Genomic DNA, 17,034 nt, shown 5'->3' on the forward strand with positions numbered 1-17,034 from the left:
AATGGTGATCACGAGAGACAATCACTTCGTACCGCAATGGCATCAAAGGGGCTTCCTCGAACCAGGTCGCTCGACCTTGGCCTATCTCGACCTGAAACCGCCCACCAAGCTTCTTGCCGACGGGCGCGTCATTCACGAACGATCGCTGTTCGATGCGCCGACAAAGCGCTGCTTCTTCCAAACCGACCTATACTCGACCTTCTTCCTGACCGAGGTGAATGACGAGATCGAGCGGAAGCTGTTCGGCGATATCGACACGCGAGGATCGCAGGCGGTCAGGGCCTTCGCGGGAACTGACATCGCCGCTTGGCACGAGCATTTCGGTACATTCTTCGAATATATCGACATCCAGAAGCTGCGGACGCCGAAGGGCCTGGCGTGGTTGCGGGCACACTATCCTGCGCTTCACCAGAATGAGTTGATGATGGAGATGCAAGGCATCCGCATGCTCCACACCACGATCTGGACCGAGTGCGTGCGGGAGATCGTCTCCGCTGAGGATGCCGGGGTGAAGTTTCTCCTGACCGACCATCCGGTGACGATCTACAATCACGCCCTACCACCCGAAGCGCCGCAGTGCGCCTTTCCCCATGATCCGGGGATCGCACTGAAAGCATCGCAGACCCTGTTCCCGATGAGCCGTGACCACTGTCTCATCCTGACGAACCTCGAATATGCCGAAAATCCGTCGGTACCACCGCTGGAGAAGCGGATCTTCGCGCGCAACTTCCGCCAGTCGATGGTGCGCACGGACAAGATGATACGCACGCGGCGGCTCACCGACATCGAGGTGGCACGCGTCAACCATGTGCTCAAAGCGCGGGCTCAGCGCCATATAGCCGCCGGCAAGCGCGAATGGCTCTATCCCGAACAGCACGCGAGCGGATCATGGGCCGACCTTGCCGCAACTCTGCTCCCGCCGCGTGACGAGCTTTGGCATTACGGCGGCGAAACCTATGTGAGCTTCGAGGACGGCAGCGTCCGCTACCAGGATGCCTACGGCCGGACCGAGAAGGAGCGGGAAGCCCTCAAGAAGGTCCCACCGGCAAAGGAACTGGCTCCGAGCGCCCCCTGCGGTTGCGGGTCGGGACGTCCCTACCGCATCTGTTGCAAGACAAGGTCACCTGCGCTGCGGCCAAGCTGGACAGAGCGTAGCATTCGCGAGCGCAATCTGGTCCTTCATCGCGGCATCCTGTCGATCCTGGGTCTCGACGCGGGCAAGGACTGGACGGCGGTCAGGCGCGAGTTGACCGATGACCAGACTAAAGAGGTCTACTTTCTCTACGAGGCGCTATGGCCGCTCGAAACCGACCTGCTCGCGCTACTGCCCAAACCTGACGGGCGTCCGCGCGCGGTCTACACCGGATCGCTCCATCCGCAGTCCATCGTCGAATTCGCGCTGGGTGCGTCGCTCTATTTCGGCGAGCTGATCGTCGAGACCCCGTTCGTCCACGCCGGCACCATCGCCGAGAAGTTCCGGCCGACCGAGCATCCGCGCAGCTATCATCTCGAATTTCTGAAGGCCGTGGCCTTCTTCCTCAACGTCATGCCGCTTGTGGACGCCGGACTGATCAACCTCATCCCGGACCCATGGACCTTCGACTATCATCTCCGCCGCGAAACCATGGCGATGGCCAAGGAGCGCGCCGCTGGCATCGACATCAGTCTCCGCGGAGAACCGCGGCTGGAAGAATTGATGCGCGCCGACTTCATGCGCGATACGCTTATGTGGCCCCAGGACGCGCAGGAGGCCCGGCTGCGGGAGAATTTTCCCGGCCTCGATGCGACCGAGATTGCTGGCATATGGTCCGAGCTGGACCGGCTGAAGGAGGAAGACCCGCTGACGGCGCTGCAGGGCGGCATCTTCGACGGCGGCAAGGAAGGCGGCCAGATGCGTTTGATGCAGATGAAGCCAAACTTCGAGATCGCCATGTATCTGGCACAGGCGACCGGGGCCTCCATCGTGACCGACAGCGCCTTCCGCTGGCGGGAGATTCTTCGCGCGGCGCGACCGAGGGCAGGAGCGCCGCCGGCTCGTCTCAGGCAGCTCGCCGAGAAATTCGCTGACGCCACCTTTCTGTTCCCCGACAACCCGGATCGCATCATCCAGTTGGCGCGGGAAGGCATATTGTCGGGCTATCATAAGCTGTTCGGCGAGATGTTCCGATATCTTGCCGCTGTCGAAGATCACGGTCCCCGGCCGAATTTCGAGGCGGGGCTTGCTTCCCGGTTCGTCAGCACGCACACAGCCGCCCAGAACGCGCTTCGCAAGCGGGGAGACGTCGGAAATGACGGCAGAATCTCCTGCGTTTTCGCGCCGACGGGCATCCAGGACAATACGATTAATCGCCTGCTGCTTATGTCGAGTTCTGAGCATCACCTGCCGATGGTGCCGATGGCCTTCTACATTCAGCGCATGAGTGCTTGATGTTGATCGCCTGCTTCCCGTTTCAAACTGGGGAGCCGGCGCGGACGCGTGAATGATCTACAACCATCGGGAATGCTGAAACTCGGAAGGGTCGGTATACCAGTGACTGCTGGCCCGGCGATGGCTCTATCAAATGTCAGCTTTTCGAAGCGCTCCGCCTGAATGCTGACAGGTGGAAGACGGCCCAGCTTTCGACGTTCCCAGATGCCGAACGGGCGAACGTTCAACGTCGGCTTCTGACAAGAGGCGCCGTTCGACACGCCGCAGGCGAACGGCAGCAAAGTCCCAATCATCGCCTTACAGAAGGGTCTCATCATACCAGGATATGATCCCTTTCGATAACGACTTTCGAGGCCGTTATTCGGAAATGCACGCAGCCCGTGATGGCAAGGCCGAGGCAGCTGAGCTGGGTTGAAGAGGTTGCCGCCTTTTGCATGGCAACCTCTGAACTATCAGCACCACGTCTGCAGATTGACTTGGTTTCCTAGGTCAGCGCCATCGCGAACGAGCATCGCCAGCTTCGCGGTCGCGCGGTCACATCCGGCTGCCAGCGAGGCCGGCCGCCCCCGCACCTGCACGATCTCGCCCGGCAGTACCTTGAAGTGGGACTGAGCCCCGTCCTGCGGCACGATCACCGCGCGAGCCTTGCCGGGGACGAGCGACAGGCGGCATCCCGTCGAGACATAGCAGATGGTGTCGCGCGGCAGCATGACGGTGATTCCGGTCATCACGGGGACGTCGTCTTCGCCGACGGCGAATTCGAGATAGATGAGATCGACCTGGGCTTCGACCGCTGTGCGACCAAACGCAATTCGCTGGTGGGGATCGAGCGGACCTCCGGCCATGATCATCAGGCCGGGGTTCATGATCTTGTTGCCGAGCAGGAGCTTGGAAACGGCAGCGACATGGGCGCGGACATGGGCGGTCTGGTCGGGGTTCATGGTCTGTCTTCCTTGTTTCATCCCCACCACGGGGATCACATCGACTTGCCCATCCCCCTCTTCTTCTCCCCTCCACCGTGATCGCGCCATCGATCGGCCCGCACGGCGGGCGGTTCAACCGGGACTGAGCACCCCGGTCCTATGTGAAGCTGCACCACGATCCGCCGCAGAACGGCGCGGTCGAGCGCGTGCGCGCCGTCGGCGACGCGCACCGCTAGGACCGGCTCGACGGCCGCCGGGCAGATGACGGCGGCGACCGCCGTCACGCCTCGTGTACCGGGGCCCGCCGCCGCGTGCTGCCAGTGCTGGCCGGCCAGCACGAGCAGCGGAAAGGCGATGACGAGCGCCCAGCACGCCTGCCGCAGCAGGCGCGGCATCGGCACCGTCATGACCGATCCTCCCCGCCCGCAGGGCCGGATGTCGTGCCGCGCTCGCCGTGGACCAACAGGCGGATGGCCCGGACCAATCCGTCGGCGCGTTCGTGCGCCGTTCGCCACGGCACTTCTTCAACCCGAAGATGGCGCGCCGTCAGCCGGAACCCCGAAGCAGCGGTGCCATCCCGCTTGTCCGGTGTCGGCACGAGCCACAGGCCAGCGTCGACATCGACCCAAAGCGTCAGCATCCAGTGCCAGGTGACCCGCCCGCTGTGCCACAGGCCCAGGGCGAAGCCCGGCATCGCGTCCGCCGACGGTGTCCTCACGATCAGCGCATCCGACCGGGTCGCGAGCAGCGCACTGTCCATCACGGCGATGGACGCGGCGAGATTGCCGTTCATCGTCGTGACCAGCAGGTGGTTCGCCTCGCTGTACAGGCAGCCGGCGAGCGGCAGGCCGAGGTCGGCCGGCATGTCGGTCAGCCGCCACCCCGCTGCCTGCGCCAGTGTCCGCACGACGTGCGAGTTCATCGCCTGGCCGATCCGCGGCCAGGGTTCGTTATCGTTCATGATGTTTCCCGATGATGGTGTTGGTGCGCCGGCGTGGTCAGGCTTGCCGCCAGTCGGCTTGGAACTGGCGAAAGGCGTTGCCGACCAGGGCATGGGCCTTGTCGGTGGCAAGCGGCGTCACCCATTCGCCAAAGCCGAGCGGCGTCAATCGCCTGGGTCCAGCAAGGAGAACATGAACATGCGGCGGGCTGGCGCTGCCGGCCCGGTGGGGGGCATGCTGGACCAGCAATGCGGCGACCTCGAACGGATCGACGATCCACCGGCCGGTGAAGGCGCGGACCAGCTCATACTGCTCATGCAGTCGCGCGGTTGGGAAGGTGAAGGTCAGATAGGCGAGCAGCGCCTTGGCCTTGACCGGCAGTTCTGCGTCGACCGTCTCCATCAGGATACGCGGGTCGGACAGCCGGTCATCGGCCCCCGGCGGCAGCAACACCTCGGCGCGTGCGGCGGTCAGCGTCCATGGCGGCGTGTCGGGTGGCGCACCAACGGTCAGTTTGGCAGCGGCAAAAGCCGCCGCGCTGTTCAGGTGGCCGCGAAAGCTGGGGCGCAGGCAGCCATACATGACACGGGTCGCATCGCGATCGGCGTCATCGCCGGTCAGTACCAGCCAGCTATGCGGGTTCGCCGGATCCGGCAGGCAGCCCGGGTTGACCTCGACGCTGGGTGTTGCCGCTGCGCGCTTGGCCTTGGTCCGCATCAGAACGCACCTTGCGGGTAGAGGCGTTCGGCCAGATCGGACGCAGCGCGGTAGATGCCGTCGGCGCGTTCGGCGAGCGTTGCGTAGGGCGGCACCAGATAGAGTTCGAGGCCGTGCGCCTCCAGCCGGATCGCCCCGCCGAACCCGAACGGCACCAGCCACAGGCCGCCATCATCATGGCGGTAAAGTGCTAGGTCCTCCAGCTTGAAGGTGGTGAGGCCACCGCCCGCCAAAACGACATCGATCGACACCGGCAGCAGGTCACCGCCGGTCAGGCAGCAGCGCACCAGCATGACGTCGATCGACTGATCGGCCGCGAGCCGTTCGATCTTGCTGCGGAACATGGGTGCGGCGACACAGGTCAGCGCCACGACGACCGACTGGGCGTCGTACAGAACGCTGTCGGCGGGCATACCGCCGCCCGAAACCAGGATGGGCACCTCGGGCTTGCCGAACCCGGAGGCGATATAGTGAAGAAGCACGTGCGGGAGCGAGTGCACGGGGGTAGTCAGGAAATCCATTGTGGTTCCGAAGCTTAAGGGTCGCGGACCGAGCGATCCGGACAAGCACCTCCAATCTTTTTCATCGATCTTCAGCGGCTCAAAAGCCCAGCTTCCCCCTTACTGCAGCGCCTATCTTTCCTGTCCTTTCTTACTCGTCTGGCTTGTCACGCCAACGGCAGGGCCTCTGCTTCCGGTATGTCGTTTTCCACCCGACATACCGGATTGAGGATGAGCCGCTTGCCGGTCGCCAACGGCTGCGACCGCCTGCCCGAGCAAGCCGCTCGACTTGCCTCTCGACGCAGGATCGGCGGGCGATGGCTTCGGAACGTCTACGGGCGACGTGGCGGCGAGCTCTTCGGGGCCAGCAGGCGGTGCACCCGTCGCCTTGCGTCGGCGCTTGGCCTGGATTGTCGACAGCGTCTGCAGCAGTTCGACATCCTGCAGACTGTCGATATTTGCCAGCGTGCGTGATTGTCCGCCGTCGGCACCACGATCCGCGACGGTGAGCGCGTGCCCCAATCCCTCGCCGAGCAGGACCGATCTGCCGCCATGGTCCTGATGCATCAGGTCACGGGACACAGCTGCCGATGCCGCCGCGATCTCGCGACGCTCGCGCTCGGCCAACAGCAACTTCTGGATTTCAGGTTCGTCGCCGAGCAGGCGGAACAACCGGTGGATCGCGAGCGGGACCGTCTTGTCGATTACATATCCGCCCGAGACGAAACGCAGGTGTTCATGGCTTCGGCGATGCTTGATCAGCCATGCGTGCAGGCGCTTTTCGACCTGCGGTCGATAGGCCGGCGAGATCGGATTAAGGGGCGCCAGCTTGGCGTGATCGGCTGGTACGTATCGCAGCCGTTCACGCCCATTGCCCGTGGCCGCGACAACCTCAGCCCACGCCTTCTCGACCTTGCCGTCGAGGTCCTTTAGCCGGGCCGCCGCGCGGACCTGCTGAGGGGTCGGTGCCACGATGGCGTCGATTTCGCCCAGCCACGCGCGGGCCTCGTCCTGGACTTTTAGACTTGCGGTGCCGACACGCAGCACCGTCTCGGCGCGTGAGCGCACCATCCGCTCGACGATGGCGACCAGCCCCGCCTGGCAGCGCCGCGTTACGGCGGCGTTTGCGAGTTGCCGCCAGTGTGCAGTCGCCTTCAGGGAAGCGGCTGAAGCCCGTCGACCGAGTGGGATCGCGGCCTTCAAACCATTCTCATTCCGGTCGAAATCGGCCTGCTCCAGAAGCAGCCGCATCTCATCATTGAACCGGATATGGGCGTTTCGGGTTCCAGCAGCCGTTACATCGCCCCTGGCCTCGCTGGCGGTGATGGCGGAGCCGAGATGCTCCATCGGTGTCAGCCGAATCCTGGCATCCCGATAAGGCCCCGGCGCGTAGATGGGGCTCCCAGCCCGACCATCCACGACCTTGTTGACGATGTCGACATAGCGCTTGCGCAACGCTTTGACGTAGCGTCGACCAGCCACAAAATGGGAAACGGCCTTTTCGCCGTCCTTCGGCACGTCCCGGGTCGGCTCTGCGATCTTGTCCTGGCGATAAGGGTAACAGAACTTGCCGTTCCGCTTGCGCTCGGAATATTCGAAATCCCAGCAACCCTCGCCTTCGACCGGCTTGCGGGGGTTGCGCTCGTCATTGATCTCCTTCGCCGTCAGCCAGCGTGCCGGCCGATCATAGCCATCGATGTGGAAGTGGAAGTTGTCGGGGTCGTTCGTCGCATCAGGGCGATGGATCGCGGCGACGTACATCCAGCCTTCCGCGTTAAGCGTCTCACAAAAACGTTCGAGCACCAGGCGCCGCTCGGCTGGCTTCAGTCCGCGTGGAAACTCGCCGACGAAGCGGGTCTGGGTGCGCCCGCATGGTCCCGCCTTCCAGTTCGGTCGCGCAGCCGCGGGCAAGCCAGGCTGGTCATCACACCACACCAGCCGGTCATAGGCATCTTCCAGGTTGACCTTGGCGATGTCGACGATGGCGTCGAGAAAGGCCTTGCCTTCAGCTTTCGCCTTCGCCTCCTGGGCGAGCCGCTTCTGCTGCAGCGTCACCGCAGCCTTGCGCACCCATCCCGGCGCATCTTGCCGGGTGGCCAGCAGCATCCAGTCATCGGCATATTGGGTCGAGACGTACAGCGTCCCGCCCTTGGCTTGCCGCTCGCAGCGCTCGACCGCTTCGAACAGGCTGCGTTCCCGCTCGCGCCCGCCGGGGATGTTGCTGATGATGGCGAGGTGATTCTGCAGCCGGCGATCTTCGTCCATGTCGAGCATGTCGATCAGCCGCGCGGTGTCATTCTTCTCCACGGCGGTGGTACGGGTGATATAGTCGAGATGGGTTTCGAAGTCGGCGACGCCGCCGCGGGTGACATAGCTGTGGTGGGCCGCGGCGATGCCGCTTCGGTCGGGATAGCGCGGGTGAGTACGGCCATCCTTAGCGCGGGGAACGACGGTGCGACTGATCCGCACCATGTCGAAATGCGGGATTCGCACAGGCCCGGTCTGGCGCGGGCTCAGCGAAAGCGGGCTGGTCCGCGAGAAGTCGACCGACGTCGTCCGCCCACCATTGCCGCCCGCATCGGTGATACGTCGGCGCGTTCCCGTGGCTTCGCGCGAGGGCGATTGCGTATGCGAGCCGGCGTCGGATGTTCCCCGCACGCGACCAGGTGAGACAGCTGGCCCGGGCTCGATCTCCCGCTTGCCGAAGCCGCCGCGTCGCAAATTCGCGCCGATCGCCTCGCGATCCTCGCGGGCCAGCCGCCGTAGCAGCGCCTGCAGCTGATGCGCATATTGCGGATAGGCAGGTTGTGGGTCGGCACCGCTGGTCATGGCGTATAGTGTCTCGTGGCGCTGCCCCATTCTCAAGGGGGCGCCCCCTGCCCTCGAACAAAAATGCCTTCCGGAGCCGAAGGTGGAGGACATGGGGGATGTCTCCGAACTGCGGTCGGTCAGTCCCCGCAAAAAGGTGGTCACCACCTTTTTGCGCTGTTGCGCCTTAAAATCTTGCCCGGGCCTCTTCTGTTTTCTCCTATCGGATCTGAAGGGCATACGACCTTCGATCCTGATCGGCGAGGGTCAGGATCCGCAGGTCAGGCGCCCCCCGCACGACCCATCGACGGTCGCCAGTGCGAACGTCGATATCGGCCGCCCCCTCGTTCACCTCGGTGCCCCGCCATGTCGATCGACCGACGGATGTCACCGTCACGGTGATGCTGTCGCCGACCCAGCGATCATGGGTGAACGGGAACAGGTCGCCAGCGCCAGCCGCAGGCCGAAGGTGCACCATGCCGCTGTCGAGACGGACCACGGCACGGTCGTCGGCCGCGGCGAAGCGCATGCGTCTGTCCTTCGCCAACGACCACGAGCAGCCGGTCCCCGCGGCTCCCGCCTTCATGACCATCGCCATCGAGAGCGGCCGCAGCGGTGCTACGGGCTCAGTGGCCCCGACGCCGTTTCGCGGGACGCCTACCGGCATGTTCGCGAGCGTTGGCGCGGTGGCCAACAGCGACAACGCGGCTACGGGCGCGAGAAGCGATACCGCGGCCGTGATCATGCCCGACCTCAAAAGGCGCCGCGCGCCGCAGCCGGTGCTTCGCGCGCGGCGGCCGCCTTCACCGCCGCCTCATCGGCAAGACGCGCGTTGCTTCCCCGGGTGCCGAATATCTTGAGGGACCAGGCGTCGGACCTGACGGTGATGCGCGGATCGGGCTCCATGGTCAGATCGCCGCCGCATCGGGTGATGCACCACGATCCGTTCGACGGGACGCCCTCAGTTGGCCGCCCGTACTTGGCCTCGACTTGGCCGACCAGCGTGGCCAGATCAACGCGTTTGGTCGACACCGTCAGGTCGATCCGGTCGACGATCTCTCCCGCCGGCGTCTGCGCCATGAACAGGCGGAGATATTCACCAGCAGGACCCTGGCAGGTCAGGTCTCCAACGGCAGTGCCATCAGGGCCGAAGCCATCGGGGATGCCTTTGCGCTTGCGGACCTCTCGCTCGACGAGTTGCCGGAACGAGGCCGACTGGTAGGTCGAGCAACGGTAGGTCCCCGCCAGCGCTGCCTGCACCGCGGCCAGCGGCATCCCGAGGCGAACGCCGGCGACGTCCATCGCCAGCGGTGTAGCGGAAGACGCGGGTTGTGCGGCCAATCGCGCCTTCTGCGCCATGGCGGGAGCGGTGGCGAGCGACAACGCCATCACGGCACCGATGGCAGCAGCATTGGTCATTTTCATCATGGTGTTCCTTGACGACCCGGCGCTCGGCGCTCGGGTCATGGTGTTGGCCGAAATGGATGGGATGGTGATGGTCACGTCGATCGTCAGCGCGGCATCGGTCGCCAGCCGTCGCTCTGCAGCTCGAACGGCATCGTCGATTCCTTCGGCTCGGCGATGCGCGCCTGTTCCGCCGGCGGCATGACCGGGATCGGATCGACGCCGTGATAGGTGTAGGTGACCTGGCTGACCCGATGACCGGCGAAGTCGGTCGGCTCGGTCCAGCGCACCACGTCGACAACCTCGCCTTTTGCCAGGCAGAAGTACGGCACCGAAACCATGGCGTTCGTGGCCTTGCGCTCGACCGTATGCAGATAGGGCGCGCCTTTCGGCGTCGGCGCGTAGGAGATCAGCGGCTGCCGCACGAATGCGTTGGTTGACCCGCTCCACCGCGCCGGCTTCTCGAACGTCGTGCGCGTGACGAGCCCGACGCCGGCCAGACCGTCCAGCATCGCGACCGCCTTTCCATCAGAACCTGGCCCCGCGAGCGTCGGCTTCGGCGAGGTGACGATCGGAAACCCCGATCCGCCGGGCTCGCCTTCGACCTCGTACCGCATCACATCGATGGGGTGGCAGAAGACGTCGCGGACGACAGGTTCGAGCGCGGCGGCGAACGCCGCCTTGCTCGGGGCCTTGGAATTGCCACACCCGCTCAAGCCCGTGGCGGCGGCGAAGAGCAGGACAGAGGCGGGCACTGCAGTGGATCTGGACATGGGTGTTCCTTGCGGTTCAGCGGACGACGAAATTGAAGAAGGCGGCGACGTCGGACGCGCCGCGGACATGACCGGCGTCGAAAGCCCGCGCGACGCCGACCCGCAGCGTCGAGGTGGACGCCAGCGCGGTCGACCAGCCGAACTCCAGATCGAGTTCCCGCGCCGTCGGCGACAGGTCGAAGGTCCGGCCCTCTTCGGCGAGCACACCCGACATCAGGTCGTACGCGACCGGCACCAGCAGCGACGCCCGTGCCCGCTCGACGCGCAACGGCGACGACAGCCCGAGCGTCGCCAACCCGCCGAACAGCGGACGCGCGCCCTCTACCGCGAAGGCGGTGCTGACGATGCGACCGTCGAAGCGGATCGGGCCGTCGCCACCACCGTCGACGCTGGTGCTTCCCGTTGTAGCCCGCGCGGTGAGCGAGACACCCGCCACGGTGCGGCGTGCGACGAGGGTGGTGAGCGTCGTCCGACCGCCACGCAAGCCCGATGCAGCCATGCCACCGCCGAACCCCAGCACCCGGCCGTGCTCGGTGAGGTCGGTTACCTCCAGGCCGATGCCGAACGGGGTGGCGAAGGTGACGCCGCGCAGGTCCGCGCTGCGGTCGCGCGACGAGCCCGACGAGAACGATGCCGACCAGCCGCCGCCACTCCACGACGACCACAGGCCAATGGGCTGGCCGACCACACCGCGCAGTGGGGAACCGGTGAGGGACAAGCCGCTACCGCCCACCGCTGTGTTCGCGCCGACCGTCACCGTCTGCCCCGCTGCCGGAGAGAAGCTCGCCACCGCCGGTCGGTTGGCTGTCGTGCCCTGCCATGGACCGACCGCGTCCTGCCCGGCGAAGCCCAGCCGTGCCTCGCTCGCCGACCAGCGGCGGACGGGCAGCGGATCGACCGACCCGGTCATGCCGCCGGCCAGCAGCCCCGATGACCAGGCACGGATGCCGGTCGCGCCCGTCATAGCAAAGTCGCGGCCGTAGCGGTCGAACACCCTCATGCTGCCCGCCGCCATCGCGATCATCGACGCGGTTGCCGAGCCGCCGAACGGTGCGGAGACGTCGAGCGATGAATAACGGGCGAGCACCGCCTGCGCCGCCGCGAATGACGATGCAGGCGCCTGCGCCTGCATCGCCTTCTCGACGTTGAGTAGCCCTGCGCCATAGATCGGATCGACACCGGGCGCGCCCATATCGGTGGCGGTGTCGAGCAGGATACGGGCGATCGCCTTGCCGCCGAGCTGCGGCCAATACTGTTTCAGCAGCGCCGCCGCCCCGCCGACCGCAGGGGCCGCGAAGCTGTTGCCGGTGACGGTGGTGATGCTGCCGTCCTTGTCGACCGCCTGCACGTTCACGCCCACCGCCGCGATCATACGGTCGGCGAGCACCCCTGCGTTACCATTGGCGGAACGCGGGTTGCCGTTGGCGTCCACCCCGATCGCGAACAGGAACCAGTCGGCGTTGGCGCGGTCGCTGCCGACGAGGGTCTCGGCAAACTGGCCGGCGAAGCTGTCCTTTCCGGTCTCATTCGCGACGGACTCGACCAGCAGCCGGTCGGCGGCGCGCAAGCCGTCCATCGCCGCACGCTGCTCGGTCGCGACTTGTCCGCCGCCGAAGCCGTTCAGCGACATCACCGTGACGAACGCGCCCCTGGCGATGGCTTCGCGCAGCGCCGGTGCAATCAGACCTGCGTTCGGCTGCGTACCCTCGCGGATCGGTGTCGTGCTGCCCGCCGTCACGCCGTCTAGGTCAGGCCCCGCCACCTTGAGCGCGAGGATGGTCGCATCCGGTGCCAGTCCCTGCATGCCGGAGCCGTTGCGCGCCGCCGCCGCGATCGAGGCGACCTTGCTGCCGTGGCCATCATTGTCGTCGATCGCGAAGGGCGGCACCGTCTCGCCCGGACAGGTCGCGCAACGGGCGATGCGCTGCTCGAAGCCGGCACTGTCGGCCGAGATGCGACCGGCGAACTCGGGCGAGGACCGCACGATTCCACTGTCGATGATCGCGATCGTCACGCCCTTGCCGGTGATCCCGCGGTCATACGCATAGGCTGCCTTTGCGCTGACCACCGCGGCGGATGACTGGTATTCGGCGGTGTCAGCAGTTGTTGGTGTCGGTGCTGGCGTGGGAGACGGCGTTGGCGTTGCCGCTGGGGTTGGCGAAGGCGTACCGGTTGGCGGCGCATTCCCGCCGGGCGTGTTCACGCCACTGCCGCCTCCGCCGCATGCGGCGAGCAACAGCGCCGCCGTTGCCGCGGTCGAATTCCTGATGATGGCAAGCCGCCTGCTGCGGCATTTGTGATCTGCACTCACGCCCGAACCCCCGTTCGCGCGGTGCTGACAGGCTGACCCCAGCCGACGGCACCGCCCCTGTTGACGAGGCGGTGCCGGCCCGTGAGCCGGGGATTCAGAATCCTGCGTTGAGACAGGCGCGAGTGTCTTTAGGCTTGCGCCCTGGACATGCACACCCGCTCCCCGGCCGAATAGAATTCGGGCCGGGCTTCGGCTACTCAACGACAAGGTTCTGACGCCTCGGTCCGCCTGCTGGCGAACAGTCCACCTCTACGCCGGGCGGGTTAACAATCTCAAGCGCTGAACTGCGGCTTTGACGCTGCCAAGCGTAACGTGCTGACGAAATTACGAATCATTCGGCAAGGCGGGATGGTGGTGCAATCTCCCGCTTATAAAGAGATGAGGGCCGGATGCTGGCGAGCAAAAGACCCACACTCCGACGCTCGGGCCCCGACCCGGCTTCCCAGATTCCGCCGTTCGTTCATCTGCCGGGGAACAGTCACAAGCGAAAGCGGATCTTCCCACCGATGGTACCCCCGCCGCCCGCCCGCGATAGCACGCAGGCAAGTGCCGAAATCGCTGAGCTCAAAGCGGTCGAAACGTCGCGCTCGTCCGAACAGGCAAAGGCCGCCCGCGAGGCGGGGGAAACGACGACCGCCACGATCTTTGCGGGCGTGCTGGGGCCGCGTTTTGATCTGTAGCACCCGCCCGCCACGGCGCGGCTGATGGCGATGGTGCGCGCCACCGAGAAGGAGGTGATCGCACGCGGCAAGGATCATTTCGCCCGGCCGCGCCCCTGGATCGTCGACCCCACGCTGAAGACCTGCAAACCCGGCAACGAACCGCTGTCGAGCTATCCCAGCGGCCACACGACCAACGCCTATGCGATGGCAGGCGTGCTGGCGAGGCTGGTGCCCGGCAAGGCGCCTGCCCTGCTCACCCGGGCGGCCACCTATGCCGAAACGCGGATCACCTGCGAACAGCATTGGCGCAGCGACGTGACGGCTGGGGAAGCGCTCGGGCTTGTGATCGCCGAGCGATTGATGAGCAAGCCCGCGTTCCGCGCCCAGTTCGACGCCGCCCGCGCCGAAATGGAGGCAGCGGGGATCAGCTGATCGCCACCTTATGCGGCACACGGCAGGTGGAGCGTCACCACCAGCCCAGGCCTCGCATCGCCGATGGTCAAGGTGCCGCCATGCGCCCGCACGATCGCCTCCACCAGATTGAGGCCAAGGCCATGTCCTGCCGCCGAGCGGGTGCGGTCGAGCCGGACGAAGCGTTCGACGATGCGTTCGCGATCACCCTCGGCGACGCCGGGGCCGTTGTCGATCACCGATACCGCGACCGCCGCCTCCTCTTCGGGTACGACAATGACACGGATATGCGTACCCTGCGGCGTGTGCGCCTGGGCATTGTCGAGCAGGTTGATGAGGGCCTGGGACAGCAGCTCACGGTCGCCGGCGATCGTCAGCCCGCCCTGGATATCGCAGGACAGGCTGCGCCCGCCGTCAGCGACGGCGGGCGCATAGCTGTCGCAGATATCCTCCGCCAGCGCTCCGATATCCATCCGCACGAAGCCCTGCCGGATATCGCCCGCATCCACCTCGACGATGCGCAGGATGCCGCCGAACAGCGCGAGCAGCGCGTCGCTCTGCCTCAGGGCCTTGCCGATGGCGGCGCGCTGCGCGTCGGGGTCGCGCGTGTCCAGCGCCAGTTCTAGGTCGCCGCGCAGCCGGGCGAGCGGCGTGCGCAGGTCATGCGCGACGTCGGCCGATACCTGGCGCAGGTTTTCGAGCAGGCGGCCGATCCGCTCCAGCATCCTGTTGAGGATAATCGCCAGGCGGTCGAACTCGTCGTCGCGCGGCGAAAACGGCACGCGGCGGCGGACATCCCCCGCCATGATCGCCTCGGCTGTCGCAGTGACCTGTTCCAGGCGCCGGTGAAGATAGCCGCCCAGCACCAGCGCGGCGATTGCCCCGATCATCAGGACGAGGAAGAAGGCGCCGCCGAACAGGCTGAGGATCACGCCGTCCAGCTGCTCGACCGCCTGCGAGTCGATCCCCACCACCAGATAGGTGCCATCCGGCAGGCGGGTCGTCAGGACGCGTGCGTCATCATCGCCCTCGACCGGATCGTGAAAGGGCACATCGGCATAACCGGGCGGCGGCAACGCCAGATCGAAATCCCCGACGATGCGGCGACCGGCTTTATCGAACAGCGCATAGCCGAAGGTGATGACGCCGTTCTCTCCCCCGCGATGCGCTACCGCCTCGGCAAGTTCGTGCGCGCCCTCGTCATGATATTGTCGGACCAGATCAGCGCTCGCCTCCGCCAGGGCGGTGTCTTGCTGCCGACGGAAGGCAGCATCCGCGGCGAAATAGACGAGCACGCCGAGGATCGCGATGGCGAGCGCGAACGCAGCCGAATGGGTCAGCGCAATGCGATAGGCGGCGCTGCGCCGCCGGTCAGGCATCGCCGCCCATCCGATACCCCTCGCCGCGCAGCGTCTCGATCGGGTCATGGGCAAAGCCCTCATTCAGCTTGGACCGCATCCGGCTGAGATGGCTTTCGACGATGTTGGTCTGCGGGTCGAAATGGAACCCCCAGACCGCTTCCAGCAGCATCTTGCGCGTCACGACCCGTCCGGCATGGCGCATCAGTTCCTCCAAGATGCGGAACTCGCGCGGTTGAAGGCGGATCGGACGGGCCCCTCGCCGGACCTCGCGCCGCATCGCGTCGAGCACTACATCGCCGACCTGAAGCCGCGTCGGCACCTCCGCGATCGGCGGGCGGCGGAGCAGCGCGCTGACCCGCGCAGACAATTCGGGCAGCGCGAACGGCTTGACCAGATAGTCGTCTGCGCCGGCGTCCAGCCCCGTCACCCGGTCGGCGATGCTGCCCAGCGCGGTAAGCAGGATGACCGGCACGTGGTTCCCCTCCTCCCGCCAATGGCGCACGATCTCCACGCCGTCGACGCCGGGAAGCAGCCGGTCCAGGATGGCCAGATCGAAGGCTTCGGCCAATCCCGCGTCGCGCGCCGCACGCCCGTCATCGAAACGCTCCACCACATGGCCGAGCGCGGTCAAGCCGCGAACGACCTGCGCGGCGGTATCACCATCGTCTTCGGCAAGCAGGATTCGCATCCGCCGGGTTTCCGCGACCGATCAGGCCGGGTCAACGCCCAAGACGTGGAAGGTGCCAGGTACGGCGTGCGGCTTGGCGCCGCCGACCGCAGGCAGGGTGCGTGCGACGGGGAGCCAGACCAGACCGGTCCGCGCATCCAGCGCACCGGTCCGGGCTCCCACCTCCGTCCGGATCGCGCGCTTATGCGTGACCGAGGGCCCCTCAGTCGACAACACGTCGAGCACCCCGTCCTTGCCTGCCGGAAGCAAGGCTAGCGACCGCCGGGCATCAATGATGACCGCGTCAGGCCCGCGCCCCACGGCCACGCGCTGGACTAGGCGGCGCGAGGGCACGTCGACGACCGCTGCAATCCCGTTGGCGCAGGCGGCGATCAGCCGGTGATGCGGCGCGTCCAGCCCCAGGCCGCTCGGCTCCTTGCAGCCGGGCAGGGCGATCGGTGCTTCAGCAACTCCCCGGGCCAGATCGACCACGTCCATCTCGCCCCGGTCCTCGTTGTTGACGAACAGGATCCGCCCGACGATGGCCGGATATTCCAGGCCTGCCGCCACCTTGATGGTCCGCACGACCTGATGGGTTCCGATGGCGATGTCGGACACGACGCCGCTCTTGGCATCCATGGTCAACAGATGGCCATTGGCCGGATCGACGATCGCGGCATCGGGCTTCCGCCCAACGCCGACGCTGGCCATCTGCCGCCCGGAGGCGGGATCGAAGAAGCGGACGCTGTCGTCATCGCCGCTCGTCACGGCGACTTCGCCATTCGAGAGCGGCACCACGGCATGGGCACGCGCCACCGGCCCGAGCGGCTTTAGGGCACGCCCGCTGGCCAGATCGATCACCGCGACCGTATCGCCATGCGCGATGTAAAGGCGGTCCGCCTTCTCGTCCACGCGGGCATAATCCCATCCGCCATCGCCGGGCACGGCAATCGACCGGGGAGCATCGCCCGCAATGGTAGCGGCGGTGACCGGAAGTCCGATCATGGCGACAGCGAGGATGGCGGCGCGAAGCGACAAGAACATGGATGGTCTCCTTCGCCGCTCCCTTGCGCGAACCCCGGCCCGCCACGCCACCCCGTTCGTGCAACATTGGGAAGACACAATGTC

The 17,034-nt window shown here is 66.2% G+C and carries 17 protein-coding genes; 3 read left to right on the forward strand and 14 right to left on the reverse strand.

The genetic code is table 11. From position 1 onward, the window contains the following. Positions 1-76 precede the first annotated feature (76 nt). Positions 77-2,428, forward strand: a complete 2,352-nt coding sequence (locus SPHME3_RS0114850; RefSeq protein WP_017978527.1) for a DUF4238 domain-containing protein — start codon at positions 77-79, stop codon at positions 2,426-2,428. 452 nt (positions 2,429-2,880) lie between these two features. On the opposite strand, the gene SPHME3_RS0114855 is transcribed toward SPHME3_RS0114850, so the two are convergent. The 11 genes from SPHME3_RS0114855 to SPHME3_RS21390 form a co-directional block, all read right to left on the reverse strand. Then, entirely contained in the window at positions 2,881-3,369 is a 489-nt protein-coding gene (locus SPHME3_RS0114855) for a hypothetical protein (RefSeq protein ID WP_017978526.1), read from the reverse strand. Positions 3,370-3,404: 35 nt separating this feature from the next. Continuing rightward, positions 3,405-3,758, reverse strand: a complete 354-nt coding sequence (locus SPHME3_RS0114860) for a hypothetical protein (RefSeq protein ID WP_017978525.1) — start codon at positions 3,756-3,758, stop codon at positions 3,405-3,407. After that, a complete protein-coding gene (locus SPHME3_RS0114865; RefSeq protein WP_017978524.1) occupies positions 3,755-4,312 on the reverse strand; it encodes a hypothetical protein in 558 nt (185 codons plus the stop codon). The genes SPHME3_RS0114860 and SPHME3_RS0114865 overlap by 4 nt, the downstream gene beginning before the upstream one ends. 37 nt (positions 4,313-4,349) lie before the next feature. Next, the gene (locus SPHME3_RS0114870; RefSeq protein WP_017978523.1) at positions 4,350-5,009 is read right to left on the reverse strand and encodes a hypothetical protein; all 660 of its coding nucleotides are present in this window, start codon (positions 5,007-5,009) and stop codon (positions 4,350-4,352) included. Further along, positions 5,009-5,509, reverse strand: coding sequence for a hypothetical protein (locus SPHME3_RS0114875; RefSeq protein ID WP_145957866.1), 501 nt, complete (start codon positions 5,507-5,509; stop codon positions 5,009-5,011). Before SPHME3_RS0114875 ends, SPHME3_RS0114870 begins: the two co-directional genes overlap by 1 nt. Positions 5,510-5,641: 132 nt before the next feature. Then, positions 5,642-8,338 carry a hypothetical protein gene (locus SPHME3_RS0114880; protein WP_017978521.1) on the reverse strand — a complete coding sequence of 899 codons (2,697 nt, stop codon included), beginning with the start codon at positions 8,336-8,338 and terminating at the stop codon, positions 5,642-5,644. A 199-nt stretch (positions 8,339-8,537) separates the two neighbouring features. After that, the gene (locus tag SPHME3_RS0114885; protein WP_017978520.1) at positions 8,538-9,062 is read right to left on the reverse strand and encodes a hypothetical protein; all 525 of its coding nucleotides are present in this window, start codon (positions 9,060-9,062) and stop codon (positions 8,538-8,540) included. Between the two features lie 8 nt (positions 9,063-9,070). Beyond that, entirely contained in the window at positions 9,071-9,820 is a 750-nt protein-coding gene (locus SPHME3_RS0114890; protein WP_145957865.1) for a hypothetical protein, read from the reverse strand. An 8-nt stretch (positions 9,821-9,828) separates the two neighbouring features. Further along, a complete protein-coding gene (locus SPHME3_RS0114895; RefSeq protein WP_231376764.1) occupies positions 9,829-10,563 on the reverse strand; it encodes a hypothetical protein in 735 nt (244 codons plus the stop codon). After that, entirely contained in the window at positions 10,511-12,562 is a 2,052-nt protein-coding gene (locus SPHME3_RS0114900) for a S8 family serine peptidase (RefSeq protein WP_017978517.1), read from the reverse strand. Before SPHME3_RS0114900 ends, SPHME3_RS0114895 begins: the two co-directional genes overlap by 53 nt. A 28-nt stretch (positions 12,563-12,590) precedes the next feature. Then, complete coding sequence (locus tag SPHME3_RS21390) at positions 12,591-12,788, reverse strand: hypothetical protein (RefSeq protein WP_167692814.1); 198 nt, start codon at positions 12,786-12,788, stop codon at positions 12,591-12,593. A gap of 406 nt (positions 12,789-13,194) precedes the next feature. Between SPHME3_RS21390 and SPHME3_RS21125 the strand changes: the two genes are divergently transcribed. Then, complete coding sequence (locus tag SPHME3_RS21125; protein WP_145957864.1) at positions 13,195-13,485, forward strand: hypothetical protein; 291 nt, start codon at positions 13,195-13,197, stop codon at positions 13,483-13,485. A 24-nt stretch (positions 13,486-13,509) separates the two neighbouring features. Beyond that, entirely contained in the window at positions 13,510-13,899 is a 390-nt protein-coding gene (locus SPHME3_RS0114915; RefSeq protein ID WP_017978514.1) for a phosphatase PAP2 family protein, read from the forward strand. An 8-nt stretch (positions 13,900-13,907) separates the two neighbouring features. Here SPHME3_RS0114915 and SPHME3_RS0114920 read toward each other — a convergent pair whose 3' ends face one another. The 3 genes from SPHME3_RS0114920 to SPHME3_RS0114930 are packed head-to-tail and all read right to left on the reverse strand — an operon-like array spanning position 13,908 to position 16,818. Beyond that, positions 13,908-15,257 (reverse strand): sensor histidine kinase, encoded by a 1,350-nt coding sequence (locus SPHME3_RS0114920; protein WP_017978513.1) that lies wholly within the window; start codon positions 15,255-15,257, stop codon positions 13,908-13,910. Then, complete coding sequence (locus SPHME3_RS0114925) at positions 15,250-15,927, reverse strand: response regulator transcription factor (RefSeq protein WP_017978512.1); 678 nt, start codon at positions 15,925-15,927, stop codon at positions 15,250-15,252. The genes SPHME3_RS0114920 and SPHME3_RS0114925 overlap by 8 nt, the downstream gene beginning before the upstream one ends. A 21-nt stretch (positions 15,928-15,948) precedes the next feature. Next, positions 15,949-16,818: a YncE family protein gene (locus SPHME3_RS0114930; RefSeq protein ID WP_231376765.1), complete on the reverse strand. Its 870-nt coding sequence runs from the start codon at positions 16,816-16,818 to the stop codon at positions 15,949-15,951. Positions 16,819-17,034 lie beyond the last annotated feature (216 nt).

Origin of the sequence: Sphingomonas melonis DAPP-PG 224 (assembly GCF_000379045.1) — a bacterium.
Taxonomy (GTDB): domain Bacteria; phylum Pseudomonadota; class Alphaproteobacteria; order Sphingomonadales; family Sphingomonadaceae; genus Sphingomonas; species Sphingomonas aquatilis.